The 17,125-nt window shown below is 32.3% G+C and carries 16 protein-coding genes; 9 read left to right on the top strand and 7 right to left on the bottom strand.

Annotation, left to right across the window (positions count from 1 at the left end):
• Positions 1-13 precede the first annotated feature (13 nt).
• The 5 genes from FA048_RS16315 (at position 14) to FA048_RS16295 (ending at position 6,942) form a co-directional block, all read left to right on the top strand.
• Entirely contained in the window at positions 14-484 is a 471-nt protein-coding gene (locus FA048_RS16315) for a GNAT family N-acetyltransferase (RefSeq protein ID WP_136843080.1), read from the top strand.
• Entirely contained in the window at positions 481-1,287 is an 807-nt protein-coding gene (locus FA048_RS16310; RefSeq protein ID WP_136843078.1) for a DUF3298 and DUF4163 domain-containing protein, read from the top strand. Before FA048_RS16315 ends, FA048_RS16310 begins: the two co-directional genes overlap by 4 nt.
• A complete protein-coding gene (locus tag FA048_RS16305; protein ID WP_136843076.1) occupies positions 1,287-2,558 on the top strand; it encodes an aspartate kinase in 1,272 nt (423 codons plus the stop codon). Before FA048_RS16310 ends, FA048_RS16305 begins: the two co-directional genes overlap by 1 nt.
• Before the next feature lie 106 nt (positions 2,559-2,664).
• Positions 2,665-3,843 carry a THUMP-like domain-containing protein gene (locus tag FA048_RS16300; RefSeq protein ID WP_136843074.1) on the top strand — a complete coding sequence of 393 codons (1,179 nt, stop codon included), beginning with the start codon at positions 2,665-2,667 and terminating at the stop codon, positions 3,841-3,843.
• 87 nt (positions 3,844-3,930) lie between these two features.
• Positions 3,931-6,942: a glycosyltransferase family 117 protein gene (locus tag FA048_RS16295; protein ID WP_136843072.1), complete on the top strand. Its 3,012-nt coding sequence runs from the start codon at positions 3,931-3,933 to the stop codon at positions 6,940-6,942.
• Between the two features lie 46 nt (positions 6,943-6,988).
• Here the strand turns inward: FA048_RS16295 and FA048_RS16290 are convergent, their stop codons facing one another.
• The 5 genes from FA048_RS16290 to FA048_RS16270 all read right to left on the bottom strand — a co-directional run bounded on the left by FA048_RS16290 (position 6,989) and on the right by FA048_RS16270 (position 10,625).
• Complete coding sequence (locus tag FA048_RS16290; protein WP_136843070.1) at positions 6,989-7,186, bottom strand: cold-shock protein; 198 nt, start codon at positions 7,184-7,186, stop codon at positions 6,989-6,991.
• An 89-nt stretch (positions 7,187-7,275) separates the two neighbouring features.
• Positions 7,276-7,911 carry a peroxiredoxin gene (locus FA048_RS16285; RefSeq protein WP_136843068.1) on the bottom strand — a complete coding sequence of 212 codons (636 nt, stop codon included), beginning with the start codon at positions 7,909-7,911 and terminating at the stop codon, positions 7,276-7,278.
• A 55-nt stretch (positions 7,912-7,966) separates the two neighbouring features.
• Positions 7,967-8,890 (bottom strand): DUF72 domain-containing protein, encoded by a 924-nt coding sequence (locus tag FA048_RS16280; protein WP_136843066.1) that lies wholly within the window; start codon positions 8,888-8,890, stop codon positions 7,967-7,969.
• Between the two features lie 75 nt (positions 8,891-8,965).
• Entirely contained in the window at positions 8,966-10,057 is a 1,092-nt protein-coding gene (locus FA048_RS16275) for a S1C family serine protease (protein WP_136843064.1), read from the bottom strand.
• Between the two features lies 1 nt (position 10,058).
• Complete coding sequence (locus FA048_RS16270) at positions 10,059-10,625, bottom strand: RNA polymerase sigma factor (RefSeq protein WP_136843062.1); 567 nt, start codon at positions 10,623-10,625, stop codon at positions 10,059-10,061.
• A gap of 649 nt (positions 10,626-11,274) precedes the next feature.
• Between FA048_RS16270 and FA048_RS16260 the strand changes: the two genes are divergently transcribed.
• The 4 genes from FA048_RS16260 (at position 11,275) to FA048_RS16245 (ending at position 15,082) form a co-directional block, all read left to right on the top strand.
• The gene (locus FA048_RS16260; protein WP_136843060.1) at positions 11,275-11,466 is read left to right on the top strand and encodes a hypothetical protein; all 192 of its coding nucleotides are present in this window, start codon (positions 11,275-11,277) and stop codon (positions 11,464-11,466) included.
• Between the two features lie 135 nt (positions 11,467-11,601).
• Entirely contained in the window at positions 11,602-12,948 is a 1,347-nt protein-coding gene (gene purB / locus FA048_RS16255; RefSeq protein WP_136843057.1) for an adenylosuccinate lyase, read from the top strand.
• Positions 12,949-13,083: 135 nt separating this feature from the next.
• Positions 13,084-13,635: a NifU family protein gene (locus FA048_RS16250; RefSeq protein ID WP_136843056.1), complete on the top strand. Its 552-nt coding sequence runs from the start codon at positions 13,084-13,086 to the stop codon at positions 13,633-13,635.
• Between the two features lie 181 nt (positions 13,636-13,816).
• Positions 13,817-15,082 carry an Hsp70 family protein gene (locus tag FA048_RS16245; RefSeq protein ID WP_136843054.1) on the top strand — a complete coding sequence of 422 codons (1,266 nt, stop codon included), beginning with the start codon at positions 13,817-13,819 and terminating at the stop codon, positions 15,080-15,082.
• A gap of 35 nt (positions 15,083-15,117) precedes the next feature.
• On the opposite strand, the gene FA048_RS16240 is transcribed toward FA048_RS16245, so the two are convergent.
• Both FA048_RS16240 and FA048_RS16235 read right to left on the bottom strand, forming a co-directional pair.
• Entirely contained in the window at positions 15,118-15,906 is a 789-nt protein-coding gene (locus tag FA048_RS16240; RefSeq protein ID WP_136843052.1) for an inositol monophosphatase family protein, read from the bottom strand.
• Position 15,907: 1 nt separating this feature from the next.
• A complete protein-coding gene (locus tag FA048_RS16235; RefSeq protein ID WP_136843050.1) occupies positions 15,908-17,062 on the bottom strand; it encodes a prolipoprotein diacylglyceryl transferase in 1,155 nt (384 codons plus the stop codon).
• Positions 17,063-17,125: the final 63 nt, after the last annotated feature.

Below are 17,125 nucleotides of genomic sequence, written 5' to 3'. Positions count from 1 at the left end.
TAAATAGCAGTTAATGAACATAAACATAAGAGTTGCGGTTAAAGAAGATTGCAAAAGATTATTAGAATTAATTAATGAGTTAGCAGTTTACGAAAAGGCACCTGAAGAAGTTACGGTAACGTTAGCAGAATTTATTGATGCTGGTTTTGGTGAAACTCCTGTTTGGAAGGCATTTGTAGCCGAAGACAATAATAACATTGTTGGCTTTGCCTTATTTTACACAAGATATTCAACCTGGAAAGGCTGCCGCTTATACTTAGAAGATTTTATTGTAACTGAAGATTGCCGAGGTAAGGGTGTTGGAAAGCTTCTTTTTGACAAAGTGATTGAAGAGGCAAAAAATGGAAATTATAACGGTATGGTTTGGCAAGTTTTAGACTGGAATGAACCAGCTTTAAACTTTTACAATAAATATAGAGCTGATATAGAAAGTGGTTGGTTAAATGCATCGTTCTCCAAAGAGCAAACACATCAATTGGTATGAAAAAAATATTCTGTTTTATAATAGCTGCTACCCTTTTTGCCTCTTGTAGAAACGAAAAACCAAAAGACCATGTAGAAGACGCTACAGTTAAAGCTGATACCTTAACTTATAAGTATGATTCAGTAAAGGTTTATAGCAAAAATATTGCTAAATCTTCTGAATCCTCAAAAGATACAGCTAAAGCAAGTATAAAATATCCAGTTTTTGAAAATCAAGGGCTAAATAAATACATTCATAGACAGGTGTTGGATTATTTCTCTAAAGAAGATCCAGCAATTATTTCTTACCAGGATATTACCAATAGTTTTATTAAAGGCTATGATAGCTTCTTTGCAGAAAATAAAGACACTTACCAATCTTGGTTTTTAATTATAGAGATTAAAGTATTAAAGCAAACTGCTAATTATATTGCACTGCAATATATACATGCTGATTATGCTGGTGGAGCACATGGCAATACAAACATCTCCTATCTCAACTATAATCCTAAAACTAATCAAGCAGTAACTTTGGATTCATTAATTGATGTTAGTCAGATATCTAAGTTATTAAACATCGCTGAGGCAATTTTTCGTAAAAATGAAAAACTAACACCAACAGAACCATTGGTTGAAAAGTATTTTTTTGAAAAAGGAATTTTTTCTTTACCTGAAAGTTTTTACGTGAGTGATAAAGGTTTAGTTTTTCTTTATAATCCTTATGAAATTAAACCTTATGCTGCCGGCACAACCGAATTAATTATTCCATTCGATGCTGTAAAAAGCATAGCTAAACCAAATACCATTTTAACCGCTACAAATTAATGCAAGTATTTAAGTTCGGAGGCGCATCTGTTAAAGACGCAGAAGGTGTTAAAAATTTAGTTAAAATAGTTCAAGGCTATCCAGCTAATAATTTATTGATTGTAATCTCTGCAATGGGCAAAATGACCAATAAATTAGAAGAATTAACTTGGGCCTATGTAAAAGGTGAAGAAAAAGCACATCAACTTTTCGAAGAGGTGAAAGCTTATCATTTTAACATTATAAATGAATTATTTCAAGATCACAAAAACCCAATATATGATGATGTAGCTAATACATTTGTAGAAATTGAGTGGCTTTTAGAAGAAGAGGCTAGTGATAGTGCTGATTATTTATATGATCAAATAGTTTCTATTGGAGAATTAGTGTCTACAAAAATTGTTGCAGCTTATTTAAATTTGAGTGGAGTTTTTGCCATTTGGGCAGATGCTAGAAATTATATTAAAACAGATAACACTTATAGAGAAGCTAATGTAATTTGGGATAAAACGGAGCAAGAGGTTCAAAAACATTTAACTACCTTTTTAGACAAAGGAATTGTAGTAACACAGGGTTTTATTGGCGGAACAAGTGAAAACTTTACCAGCACATTAGGAAGAGAAGGTTCAGATTATTCTGCTGCAATTTTTTGTGCTTGCTTAAATGCAGAATCAATGACCATTTGGAAAGATGTACCTGGAGTTTTAAATGCAGACCCAAAATGGTTTGATGAAACTGAAAAAATTGAGCATTTGTCTTACCATGACGCAATTGAGCTTACCTACTATGGAGCAACAGTAATACATCCAAAAACAATAAAACCTATTCAAAACAAAGGAATACCATTATATGTACGCTCTTTCTTACAGCCAGATGCTAAGGGTACTGCTATAACAAGTATTGAATCTCGTTTGCCTATCCCCTCTTTCATTTTTAAGGTAAATCAGGTATTAATTTCTATTTTTCCTAAAGATTTCTCTTTTATCATTGAAGAAAACTTAAGTCACATTTTTAATATTTTACATAAAAACAAGGTTAAGGTGAATACAATGCTCAACTCTGCCATTAGTTTTTCTGTAAGTGTTGACAATGATGAAGTGAAGATTAAACAACTAATTACAGATTTAAGTAAAACTTTTAAGGTTAAATATAACGATGGACTAGAATTGGTAACCATTCGTTATTACAATCAGCAAACAATAGACAGAGTAATAGTTAATAAAGATGTTTTATTGGAAGTTAAAAGCAGACATACCTGTCAAATTGTGATGAAAGACAAAGTGAAAAGTTAAAGACCATACCTAAAAGCGTATACAAATACAAATATCCAACTATAATTTGTGTTTATTCCTGCCTACCGGAGGCAAGTATGTGCAGCTGTGGTAAAACTATATTAACATGAACGTAAATATTTTAAACAATGAGGTTCAAGAATACATCAACAAGCATATTAATGCTGATGTTAATAAAATTGCATTAGCAAAACCCCTGTTTAAAAATATTAGTTCTGCAGAATTAGCAGGGCAAATTGCAGCTAAAAAGAAATCGACAAATAAGCTTCCTACTTGGTTTAAATCTAAAAATATTTATTATCCCCCTTTATTATCAATTGAGCAATGTTCTTCTGAAATAACTGCAAAATATAAAGCCAATTTAGCAATTGGCAGTCTTTTAATTGATTTAACAGCAGGCTTTGGAGTAGATAGTTTTTTCTTTTCCAATAAAATTGATAAAGTTTACAGTTGCGAAATCAATGAAGAATTAGCAGCATTATCTAATCACAATGCAAAAATTTTAAGCAGCAATAACATTGAGGTATTAGCCACCGATGGGGTTGAATATTTAAAAACCGCTAAAGCACATTTTGGCACCATTTATATAGACCCAGCAAGAAGAAGCCATAGTAATAAAGTTTTTAAGCTTAAAGATTGCACTCCAGATGTTACAGCACACTTAGATTTATTTTTAGAGAAAGCTCAACGCATCATTATAAAAACAGCCCCCCTATTAGATATTTCTGCAGGTTTAAGCGAGCTAAAAAATGTAAGTGAAATTCATATTGTTAGTGTAAAAAATGAGTGCAAAGAATTGCTTTGGGTAATTGACAAAAACTTTGTTGGTGAGATTAAAATAGTTTGTGTAACCCTAAATGAAACCGACAAAACATTTTCTTTTCCAATAAGTGATTTACAAGTAAAACCGAAAATTGCAACCACCGAGCCAACAGGTTATTTATATGAACCAGATGTTGCTCTATTAAAAAGTGGCGCATTTAATTTAATTGCAGAAAAATTTAGATTGCAAAAGATTCATCAACAAAGTCAACTTTATTTTAGTACCAAGATTAAATCAGATTTTTTGGGGAGGATTTTCCAAATCGAATCCTTAATGAGCCTAAATGAGTTAAAGAAAGAAAAATCACTAAAGGGAAATGTAATTGTTAGAAATTTCCCAGAAAGAGCCGAAAACTTAGTCAAAAAATATAAAATCAGTTCAAATCATGATGATTTTATCATTTTCACACAAACCAATAATGGATATTTAGCAATCAAAACTAAAATCATTCAGCATTATTAATGCTGAACATTTAACACTATTTAACAATTTTTAACAGCTAACAGATAGCTAATGAGGTACTTTTGATTAGACCCTAAAACTAATCAAATGAAAAAATTCAACCTAATTAACTCCATTTCTGGCTTTGTTATCTTTGCTATTGCGCTAACTGTTTATTGGTTGTGCATGGAACCTACCCTAAGTTTCTGGGATTGTGGTGAGTTTATTGCAGCGGCTTACAAAATGGAAGTTGGCCATCAACCTGGTGCACCATTATTTTTAATGATTGGGAAATTATTTTCACTTTTAGCGGGTAACAATACTGGTAAAATTGCCTATTGGGTAAATTTTGTTTCTGTTATCTCTAGTGCAGCAACCGTAATGTTTTTATTTTGGAGTATTAATGCCATTGCACTCAAAATATTTAGAAAATCAGTCGAAAAGCTATCAACTATTGATGCTTTAAGCATAATATCTGCTGGTGCTGTAGGTGCTTTAGCTTATACATTTTCTGATACTTTTTGGTTTTCTGCTGTAGAAGCTGAAGTTTATGCCATATCGACTTTATGTACGGCTATCGTATTTTGGGCAATTTTAAAGTGGGAAAATGATTTAAATGATAAATGGTTATTATTTATTGCTTTCGTGATTGGTATTTCTATTGGTATGCACCTGTTAAGTTTACTTGCAATACCAGCAATTACATTGGTATACTATTTTAGAAAAAGTCAAAAAACAACTACTTGGGGAACAATTAAGGCTTTTTTAATAGGTTGCTTTTTACTAGGTATAATTCAATTTGGCATTATCCAATATGTTGTATTGTTTGCAGCAAAAGCTGATTTACTTTCAGTTAACACATTCGGGATGAGTTTTGGTTTTGGTGCACTTATTTTTATTTTATCAATTGCTGCAGCTTTGGGCTATGCTATCTTTTACAGTGTTAAAAAAAAATACTATAAATTAAATTTAAGCTTATTAAGTTTGGTATTTGTTCTTTTTGGTTTTAGCTCTTACTTTATGATTATCATTAGAGCAAATGCAAAACCTAATATTAACCTATCTAATCCAGATACACCAATGTCCTTATTCGGATATTTGAGCAGGCAACAATATGAAGATAAACCTTTAATATATGGTCAGTTCTATAATTCTAGTGCTATTGATGCAGAAGAAACCGGACTAACTTATCGAAAAGATGAAAATAAATATGAAGTGAGTGGAAAAACTTACAAGAGTATTTATGATAAAAACACATTTTTCCCTAGAACCTTTAGTAGTAAACCTGAGCATATTAATTTCTATCAAAACTGGATGGGATTGAACAATGATGAAACACCAACTTTTTGGCAAAATTTAAGTTTCTTCAACAGCTATCAGCTTGGTTTTATGTATTGGCGATATTTTTCATGGAATTTTGTAGGTCGCCAAAATGATGAGCAGGGACAAGGCAGTATAACCGAAGGCAACTGGGTAAGTGGTATAAAACCTATTGATGCACTACGGTTAGGCAATCAAGACAAACTCCCTCAAAGCATTACCAATAATGCTGGAAACAACTTATTTTATGGACTACCTTTAATATTAGGGATTTTAGGTTTGGGTTATTTATATAGAAAAAATAAAAAGGATAGTTTAATTATTGCTACGCTCTTCTTCTGTACCGGTATTGCCATAATTTTATATATCAACCAAGATCCTTTACAGGTTAGAGAACGAGATTACGCTTATGTCGGCTCATTTTATGCTTTCGCGATTTTAATAGGTATTGGAGTACTTCCATTAAAAGATATGTTAGCTCGTTTAACATCAAGCAAGTTAAGCTTAGCGATAGCAACTTTAACATGTTTATTAATTGCACCTGTTTTAATGGCTGTACAAGGCTGGGACGATCATAATAGAAGTGGAAAAACTACAGCCTTAGATATGGCAAAGAATTATTTAAACAGCTGTGAGCCCAACGCTATTTTATTTACAAATGCAGACAACGATACATATCCGCTTTGGTATGCTCAAGAAGTTGAAGGCATTAGGACTGACGTTAGGGTGGTTAATCTACAGTTTCTTTCTTCAGATTCTTATATAGACCAAATGAAGAAACAACAATATAAATCTGAAGCATTACCTATAACAATGCAACATCATCAATATAAAGAAGGGGTTAGAGATTATTTACCATATGTTGATTATGGGTTAAAAGATAGCGTAGAATTGGGTGATTTATTTGGAGTACTTACCTCAGACAACAAAGAAGATAAAGTTCAAATGCAAGATGGTACTTACGAAAACTTTATGCCTACTCGAAAATTAAAAATCAGCATTGACCCACAACATATTATATCAACAAACACTGTAAGCAAAACAGAAAAAGATAAAATAACTAGCCAGTTGGAATGGGAGTTCAAGAAGAAATATGTGGGCAAAGTTGATTTGGCTATGTTTGATATCATTGTCCACAACAATTGGAAAAGACCTATTTATTTTGCCAGCTCAGTTTCTGACGATACCTATATTGGGCTTGATAAATACCTGTATTTAGAAGGTTATGCATATAGATTACTCCCCCTAAAACCTAAAACAGATGAAAATTTTGATAAAAGTAGCCAAACTAATAATGCTTTAGCTTATAAACACTATCAAAATTTTGAGTTAAATGGCTTTAAAAATGCGAAATATTTAGACCCTGAAAGCAGAAGAGTTTTACAGGGAACTTGGACTTATGCCAATACTTTAACTACAAACCTAATTCAGGCCAATCAAATTAGCATGGCTCGAAATGTAGTGAACAAAAGCATAAAAAAATTGCCGCTAAATAACTCCTCTATTGTTGATACACTTAATAAAATTTCGCTGGTTCAAAATCTATACTTCTTAAAAACCAATCCCACCGCAAACTTAATCACAAATGAAACTTCTAAATATATAGGACAAGAATTTGAATATATCCTATCTTTAAAGCAAGAAGAACAACGTTTATTTATAAATGATATTAGAAGAGGCTTGTATGTAATGCAAAGCTTATCGCAATTAGCAGAGTTGTACAAACAAAATGTTTTGAGTAAAACTTTAAAAGAGCAAATAAAAAATTACGAAACTAAGTTTACTACTAATCTGGGATAAAATAAAAGCCCCAATACAAATTGGGGCTTTTATCTACTTATATCATTTATATTTTCTGAACATTCACCGCCTGCAACCCTTTTTTCCCTTCAGCAGTTTCAAATTCTACTTCATCATTCTCTTTAATCGCATCAATTCCTCCATTAACATCTTTAAAGTGAACAAAAATTTCTTTATTGCCATCATAAGCAATAAATCCGTATCCTTTTTGGGTATTAAACCACTTAACTTTTCCGGTATTCATAAAATTGCAATTGTATTGATATTAAAATTTAATTTTTAGTTAACTAAAGTTAATTATAAAACGTTAAAATCAATAAATAGATTTAAAAATTATTTATTTGGTTGCGGAGTAGTTCTCAAATAAGGTTTAATCTCTTTGTGCCCTTTAGGGAATTTAGCAGGAATATCTTCAGTTTTAATACTATTCATTACTATTACATCTTCTCCATCTTTCCAATCGGCGGGAGTTGCCACACTATAATTTGCAGTTAATTGTAATGAATCTATTACTCTTAAAACTTCTACAAAATTTCTTCCTGTAGATGCCGGATATGTAATCATGAGTTTCACTTTTTTATCAGGAGAAACCACGAATAAGGATCTAACCGTCATTGTTTCGCTAGCATTAGGATGAATCATATCATACAAATCAGCAATTTTCTTATCCTGATCTGCAATAATTGGGAATTCAACATTTGTATTTTGAGTTTCATTGATGTCTTTGATCCAACCGTTATGAGATTCAGTAGAATCTACACTTAAAGCTAAAACCTTCACATTTCTTTTATCAAATTCGGGTTTTAAAGAAGCTGTTTTTCCTAATTCCGTAGTGCATACAGGTGTATAGTCTGCCGGATGCGAAAATAAAACTCCCCAACTATCTCCTAAGTACTCGTAAAAATCGATATCGCCAATAGACGTTTTTGCCTTAAAATTAGGCGCTGTATCTCCAATTCTTAAACTCATAGTAAATTATTTTTATGATTAATATTTATAAAAAGTTGAAGTTACAAAAAGTCTATTAAAATAGTAGTTTACTTTCTGTAATAAATTTAATCGGAGGCAAATCACTTCCAAAATGTTTATTAAATTCCCTTATTGTATAATCTGCAATCAATGGAGTATCAGCCTCATCATGCTGGTGCAAAAAGAAATATACCTTTTCTAAACCATGGCTAAGCCAATGTTTAATTCTAACTATCCATTCATCTACCCTAGCTTTGTCTGAATCTAAAAATTGACCACCATTACCAACAAACCTAATAAAAGCTTCAGGAGTTGGTAATTCCATATGTAAACAATCTCTTCTTCCGCTGGCATCGGTGATAGCAGCCCCTTTGCCTAATTTGGCTAGCATACTAAATAATTGTTTTTTGGCATCGCCTATAAACCAATCTTTGTGTCTTACCTCTACAAAAACCTTTAAATCTTGTGGTAGCTTATTTAGATAATTTTCTAATATTTCAATATTATTTGGACCAAAATTATCGCTCACCTGCAAAAAGCATGGTCCTAAATATGGCCCAAAAGCAGAAATTGCTTTAATGTATTCATCAGTTAAAAAATCAGTGTCTTTTAACCTTTTTATATGTGTTATCGTTCTAGAAAATTTCGGACAGAATAAAAACTCACCTTTGGTATTAGCAGCGACTTGTTCCCTCCATTTTAAAATTTGTTCTTCTTTTGGGATACTGTAAAAAACAGCATTCAATTCTATTGAATTAAAATGCTTTACATATTCACCTAAAAAATCTGCTTCTTTAGTCTTTTTAGGATAGATAAGTTCTTTCCATTCCTTTCTCCCCCATTTGGCACAACCAACATAATATAGGGGCTTTGGAAACGGTTTTCGGTCTTTTAATAGTAAAGCCGTTTGCTCACCATCAGCAGGCAAGGTAAAATCAATCGAACTTATTTCTTCAGGTGCAACTCTTCCAAATTCCATATCAAATTATTTATAAAGAAAAAACCCCGAAACTCGTTAAAAGTTCGGGGTTTGTAAATTTAATATTTTTATAGGTTAATAAACTTTAATGTTAAAAACATAATCTTGCATTTTCTGCACTTGTTGATTACGCTTTAAACCTTGAAGTGAACTTCTTTTGCCATAAGCAACTCTTTTACTAAGAGAATCTTGGGGAATTGCATTCAAAGCTTCCATAATATATTTAGATTTTACAGCGAAAGCCGCACCTTCAGTTTTGTTTTCTTTACCATTAATAACACCAACAATATTTCCATTATTATCCAATAACGGACCACCACTATTACCTGGATTTACTGGAATAGCAACTTGATAAGCAATTGTATCGCCATTTAAACCTGTTCTTGAACTTACATAACCATCTCCCAAAACAACATCATCTTTAGGATAGCCTAATGTATAAACTGCATCGCCAATACGAGCAACACCCTTTTTAATACTATAAGGTAACGATCCTAAATTTGTAAAAGCATCATCACTAATTTTTAAAATAGCAATATCATTAACTGGATCTGTATAGTAACGCACAACTTTGTAGGTAACACCTTTGCTGTTTTGCACATATATAGATCCTTTTCCATTAATTACGTGGTAACTAGTTAATATATAGCCATTGCTAGAAATTGCAAAACCTGTACCTCCAAATTTTGCTGGAGTTGCATCTGTAGATTTTCTTCTATTATCGCCATTAATTGTCCTAACGATAATATCTTGTGAGCCTTTAATATCTGAAACTTTGCCAGCTAAAAGTTGCATATCCCCCACTTGTTTTTTCTGGCTTTGAATAGAATACAGCATGATCATCGCCAATATCAAAAACGAAGCAGCAACTGCAATTGCAGATTTGTTGTTTCTCCAAATCCTTACAATTCTAGATGGATGAGGTTTTACTTGAGCACTTAATGCAGCTACATCTATATGCTGATGAGCAGCATCCATTTGTTCTTTTAGTAATAGGATATCAGCATATTGCTGCATTGATTCTAAAAAAACTTTGTGGGCAACAACTTTATGATCTACCACAGGGTCGTTAGCACGCAATTGCTCAAAAGCTTTTTGCTCATCAGCAGTTAGTTTACCTTTTAAGTAATCCTCAATAATCGCTTCTAATTCTATCTCGTTCCTCATTTTATGATTGAAAAAATAACTTTTTTAGTCTTTGTAAACATTTATACTTCTGTGTTTTGGCATTATCCGTATTAGTGTATCCAAACTTTTCACATATATCATGCATTGATAGGTTATGGATATAAAAATCTTCAATAATCGTTTTACAAGGTTCGCCTAAACTTTGAAGCGCCACTTTCATCTTATCAAATTGCATGTCTTTTTGTTCATGCGTTTCTATATCTTCATCAACCACCAAAACATCTTCAAAATCAGCTATATTTTGAGTTTTTTTACTCATTTGAGTAAGTTTTTTTAACCAAATGCGTCGGCTTACCGAATACAAATAAGTTTTTAACTTACTACTGAGCTCAAAATTGCCACTCTTAATTTTGTTATATAAAACAATAATTGCTTCTTGATACACATCTTTTGCATCATCTTCGTCGCCATTATTATTTAAAATAAATTGCAAAACCATCGGGTAATATCCCAAATACAACTTATTTAGTGCTTCTTCTGAGTTGTTAAGTATACCTAATACTACCTCTCTATCTGTTGGAACTGAACTGCTTAACTTAATACTCACCAATTAATACATTTAAACGTGAATGGTAACCCAATGATAGACAAAAAAAATATTTTTTGCTGTAATTATGACTTTCAATAGAGTTAATTACTCATTTGAAAAGCAAATACAGTAGCCTTTTTTAAGGTTAGTCCCGCTTTACGTTTAAAATTTTCAAAAAAGAAAATTCCACTTTAATCGGGTTTATTTAACCTAAACCTCTACAAAAATATCACACGTTAATACCCAAAAACCAGGAATGGTAACCCCAAAAAATAAAAAATATATTTTCCGTTTCTCAAGGTCACCTTTTCATTTTTAATGCATTAAGTGTAAATCAATTTAATAACCTAAAATTAAAAAAGAAACATGAAAAACTTATTCAAATTTGGCTTCCTAGCCTTCGCAATTGCTACATCCTTAACAGCTTGTGATTTTTTTTCATCAAAGCCAAAAACACCCGCTGTTGATAGTACAAAATAGACACATCTAAGATAGATACCTCTAAAATCGATTCTAATCTGTTAGATTCTAATAAAATAAATGTCGATTCTATAAAGAATAAGCACTAAATAAAAATTAATTAACTTTTTTTCACATTTGCGGGTTACCTTTTTAACTTTGCAGTATTAACATGTAAATTAATTAATTATTTAAACAGAAAATTAAAATGAAAAACTTATTCAAATTTGGCTTTTTAGCTTTAGCATTATCTTTATCAGTAGCAGCTTGTAACTCTGAGAAAAAAGGTGAATCAACTGATACTGTAGGTTCTGATACTACTGTAACTTCTGATACTACTGTAAAAGATACAGTTGTAACTACTGATACTACTGTTGTTGATTCAACTGTTAAACACTAGTCAATAGTAAAAACATAAAAAAGGCTTCAGCAATTGCTGAAGCCTTTTTTGATTCTAGCATATTTTGTAGCACTTCCATTCTCCAAAATACCTTATAAATGTTAACTTTGCGGCTGAATCAATTTTTTCAATCAAATGAATTTATCTCCGCTCCAGGCCATTTCTCCAGTAGATGGTCGTTACAGGAAAACAACCGCTAAACTTGCCGAATACTTTTCTGAATCAGCTCTTATTAAATACAGAATTTTTGTAGAAATTGAGTATTTCATCGCACTTTGTGAAGCAAAAATACTGGGGCTTGAAAGTTTCGATACCAATCTTTATCCAAAACTAAAATCCATTTACCAAAACTTTACTGATATTGATGCGCAAACTGTAAAGGATACAGAAAGCATTACCAATCATGATGTTAAAGCAGTTGAATATTTTATCAAAACTAAATTTGATGAATTAGGCTTACAGCCATACAAAGAGTTTATCCATTTTGGCTTAACTTCTCAAGACATCAATAACACAGCCATTCCTTATACATTTAAGCTAGGCTTAACGGAGGTTTATTATCCCGCAATTGCTGAATTGATCAATAAAATTAAAGCGCATGCTACAGAATGGGCAGATGTACCTTTGCTAGCACATACACATGGGCAACCTGCTTCACCCACCAAGCTAGGTAAAGAATTTATGGTTTTTGCGGAACGCTTAACTATACAGTTGGCAAACCTTCAAAATATTCCAAATAGTGCAAAATTTGGAGGAGCAACGGGCAACTTTAATGCACACCACATTGCCTATCCTAAAACAAATTGGGTAGATTTTTCTAACAATTTTGTAAATAATATATTAGGCTTAAATCGTGCACAATATACTACGCAAATAGAACATTACGATCAGTTTGCTGCACAATGTGATGCTTTAAAACGCATTAACAACATTATTATAGATTTAGATAGAGATATTTGGGCTTACATTTCTAAAAATTACTTTAAACAAAAAATTAAGGAAGGTGAAGTTGGATCATCAGCAATGCCACATAAGGTTAATCCTATTGATTTTGAAAATGCTGAAGGAAATGCGGGTTTGGCAAATGCTTTATTCGAATTTTTCGCAGCTAAACTACCTATTTCTCGTTTGCAAAGAGACTTGACAGATTCCACTGTTTTACGTAATGTTGGTGTACCAATGGCGCATACTTTAATTGCAATTACTTCTACATTAAAAGGGTTAAACAAAATTATTTTAAATGAAGATGCCATTAATGCAGATTTAGAAAATAACTGGGCTGTTGTTGCAGAGGCTATACAAACAGTGTTAAGGAGAGAAGCATATCCAAACCCCTACGAAGCTTTAAAGGCTTTAACACGCACCAATCAAAAGATTACAGCACATACCATGGCTGCCTTTATTGACGAGTTAGAGGTGAGCGCTGAGATTAGAGCTGAATTAAAACAGATTACACCTTTTAATTATACAGGAATATTTTAGTTGCGAGTTACAGGCTATAAGCTTTAATCTTTCTGCTGTTAACTAAGTTCAATTAACAAATGACCTAAAATAGACATCTACAATCTACTATTTAGAATTAGAATTAATTATTTTTGTAGCATAATATTTAAAGACATGACTATTAACGTATATACAGAGCAAACGCCAAATCCTGCTACCATGAAGTTTATGGTTAATAAACTTTTAATTAATGGCAGTGAAGATTTTGCGACAAGAGAAAGTGCTGAGCAATCTCCTTTTGCTAAAGAATTATTCAAATTCAACTTTGTTAACGGTGTATTTTTTGCTAGTAATTTTGTAACGATTACCAAAACTGAAGATGCAGACTGGTCTGATATAGAAGCTATTTTAAAAGAATTTGTTAAAGGGGCAGTAGAATCTGAACTTAAAATAAAAGAAAGTACTGCCGAAGAAGCTCCTGCATTTGAAGGAAGTGAATTGGAAATTAAAATTCAACAAATATTACACGATTACGTGCGTCCTGCTGTTGAGCAAGATGGTGGCGCAATCTCCTACAAATCATTTGATGAAGGTGTGGTAACTGTAGAATTAAGAGGTTCTTGCAGCGGCTGTCCATCATCTACAATTACTTTAAAATCTGGTATACAGAATTTACTACAAAGAATGGTTCCAGAAGTTAAAGAAGTTGTTTCTGAAGCTTTATAACCAAATCCCCTAAAGGGGCATATAATCGTAAAAAAGAGTCTCAATTTGAATTGAGACTCTTTTTTTATGCCTAAATTCTGGATGTAAAAGACAAATTTCATTTACTATGCCCGTATATTTAGTATTTTTCATACTTTCGCGCCCCCACTAAACAATAATCCTTTAATAGCCCTTACCTAAGATGAAGAAGTATCTATACGGAATAGATTTTGGAACAACCAACTCTGCGCTAGCTATATTAGATGAAGAAAAAAATGAAATCGTTGATACGATCATAATTCCTTCACTTATTTATTTCCCTTCAGTATCTAGTCCTAATCAAGAGAAATATGTGATTGGAGAAAATGCAATTTCATCTTATTTAAGTGACAATATGCAAGGAAGATTCATCAAATCTATTAAACAGATTTTATCTCGAAGCAGTTTTATTGAAACCCGTATTCAAAATAAAAGATATAATGCTTCAGATTTAGTTGCATTAATTTTAAAAGAGCTGAAAGAAAGAGCCGATAAAATTATTGGGTACGATTGTAAAAAAGCGGTTATTGGTCGCCCGGTATTTTTTGACGACGACAATACCATGAAAGATACTTTGGCACAAACAAGGTTAAATAAAGCTGCACAAAATGCTGGCTTTACTGAAGTGCGCTTTCAATTTGAGCCTATTGGTGCCGCTTTTGCTTACGAAAAAACCATCCAAAAAAGAGAAAGTGTATTGGTTGCCGATTTAGGAGGTGGAACAACAGACTTTACTTATTTAATTTTAGACCCTACTAAAGTTTCAAGTAAGGATAGAAAAGAAGATATGATGGCTAATGGAGGTATTTATGTTGGCGGAGATAGCTTTGATTCGGCATTTATGTGGGAGAAAGGAACTCCATATTTTGGGAAAAACACCATTTACGAAACTACACCTGGCAAACCTTTATTGGTGCCAAAATCTTTATTTGCAAATATCTGCTCATGGGATAAAATGAACTTTTTTAATGGTATAAGAATTAAAAAAGACATTGAAGATTATTATTACTATTCTGGTAATGATCCTCAATTCAAAAACCTAATTACCTTAATTGATAATAACCTAGGGTACTCGATATTTCAATCTATAGAAAAGACAAAAATTGCCCTATCAAATTTTGATAAAACTAATTTTCACTATAATAAAATGGGTATTAAAATTAATGAGGAAATAGCAATTGCAACTTACAGTAGTATTATCCAAAAAGATATCAACCGCATTAGTAATTATTTAGATGAATTTCTTGCCAACAACAATCTTAATCCAAATAACATTGATAGTCTTTTTTTAACAGGAGGAACATCTATGGTAACTGCAATTCAAAATCTTTTCAAAACTAGATTTCCGCATTTGAAGATCAATTCTGGAGATAATTTTAAAAGCGTAGCAAAGGGATTGGCTTATAGTGGTTATTTATTTGAAGATTAATAATTTGATTATCAATTGTTATAGGATGATAATAACTAAAAATACTTTTTAATTGTAGCTAAAATTTGATCAGTAACATTACCATTTGTAGCCAACATTTCTCTAGCTTCTAAGAATTCATCTCCGCCAGAAAAATTCATTACTTTACCACCAGCTTGCTGTACTAGATATGCCCCAGCTGCTACATCATAAGAATTTAAGTTATACTCAAAAAAAGCATCAAATCTACCACAAGCAACATATGCTAAATCAACTGCTGCAGACCCAATACGTCTTAACCCATGGCATTTTTGCATCATTTCGGTAAATAACTGCATGTATTGAGGTTGTTTATCAAATTGATAATATGGAAAACCAGTGGCTAATAAGCTTTGAGAAAGATTAGCATTTTTAGATACATGAATTTCTTTATTGTTTAAATAAGCCGCTCCACCTTTAAAAGAAAAGAACATTTCTCCTCTATTTATTTCATAAACCACTCCTATTACAGGTTGATTTTCCTCATATAAAGCAATGCTGATGGCATAAGTTGGCACACCATGAATAAAATTTGTAGTACCATCTAGAGGGTCAATAATCCAAGTATAAGTTTTACCTAAAGTGTTTACTGTATCTTCTTCTGTGATAAATCCAGATTCGGGTAATAGCTTGCTTAAATTTCTAACCAGTTGTTTCTCTGCATTCTTATCAACATAAGAAACCAAATCATTTAAACCCTTATATTCTATTGCATTGGCATCGAAAGCCATCGCTTCCTTACGAATAAAATTACCTGTTAAACGAGTTACTGCAATAACTTTTGAGCACAACAATTCGTAATTCATATTAGTAATTTGCTAATTTCTCTTTGTTTTTAATAGAATAAGCAACTAATAAACATCCACTTATAAACAATAAAGTTGAGATCAGCTCTGCTTGTGTAAATGGAATTCCTGCTACTGTATATTTTGAGTTAACGCGAATAAGTTCGATGAAGAAGCGTTCTAGTCCATTAAACATTAAATAAATACCGAACATCATTCCTGGCAGTTTAATTCGTTTACGAATTTTCCATAGAATTAAGAAAATAATGAATGCCAAAAATACTTCGTAAATAGGTGTTGGATAAACAGGGTGTGCCAATTCCATGCAATACTTATCAATGCAATCTTTCATGGGGTTACCTTCCATTGCAACATTATTTGGATAGGTATAAGCCCATAACCAATCTGGTAACCATGTAAATGGTTTAGGATTTAAATTAGGAATACCCCAGTCTCCATCGCCAGATAAATGGCAACCAATACGACCAACACTGTAAGCAAGCATCATACCCGGACCACCAACATCAAGCATGTGTAATGGCTTTATACCATTTCTATTTGCAATAATTAATACTGCAGCACCACCGCAAATTAAACCGCCGTAAAATGTTAGACCACTAAACGAAAGCAGGCCACCTATTGGATCTTTAATAAACGAATCCCAATGCTCTAGATTATCGAATATTTTAGCGCCTAAAAACCCCCAAACAGCTGCCCAAACAATCAAGTTACTCATTAACTCATAAGGATGAACTGTAACTTCTACTGTTTTAGGTTTTGGCAATTTTGCTTTTTCTTTTTCCCTATAATCCCAATAGGTAAATAATGCTGCTAGCGCGATACCCCCTAATAAATTACCTTTCAATGAAAGTAACACGGTTTGTGCATCACTTACAAATAGCTTGTAATTTAGCAATGCATAAATTAATTTATAGCCAATAATGAAACCGAAAAAAGCATTGGAAGCTAATTCTAACGCTGTGACAGGTTCGCCTATGGTAATCAACTTTTTTGTTGGATGTAGAATACCTAAAGCTTCTTTACGTTTCAATTCTTTAGTAAAAGCCCAATAACCTGCTACAAATGCTAATGCTACAAAAACACCAAATGTATTAAATGGAAGCGGCACATTAATGCCAAAAAGGTAATTAAGGAAATGCGAAACGGTAGGAAACATACAAAAATTAGTTTAAGCGAAGATAGGAAAGAAAATCAAAGACCGAAAGTCCGAGGTCCGAAA

Origin of the sequence: Pedobacter polaris (assembly GCF_005116505.1) — a bacterium.
Classification (GTDB): Bacteria; Bacteroidota; Bacteroidia; order Sphingobacteriales; family Sphingobacteriaceae; genus Pedobacter; species Pedobacter polaris.
Note: the sequence above shows the minus strand (reverse complement) of the source record. Positions and strands in the feature narration are given on the sequence as shown.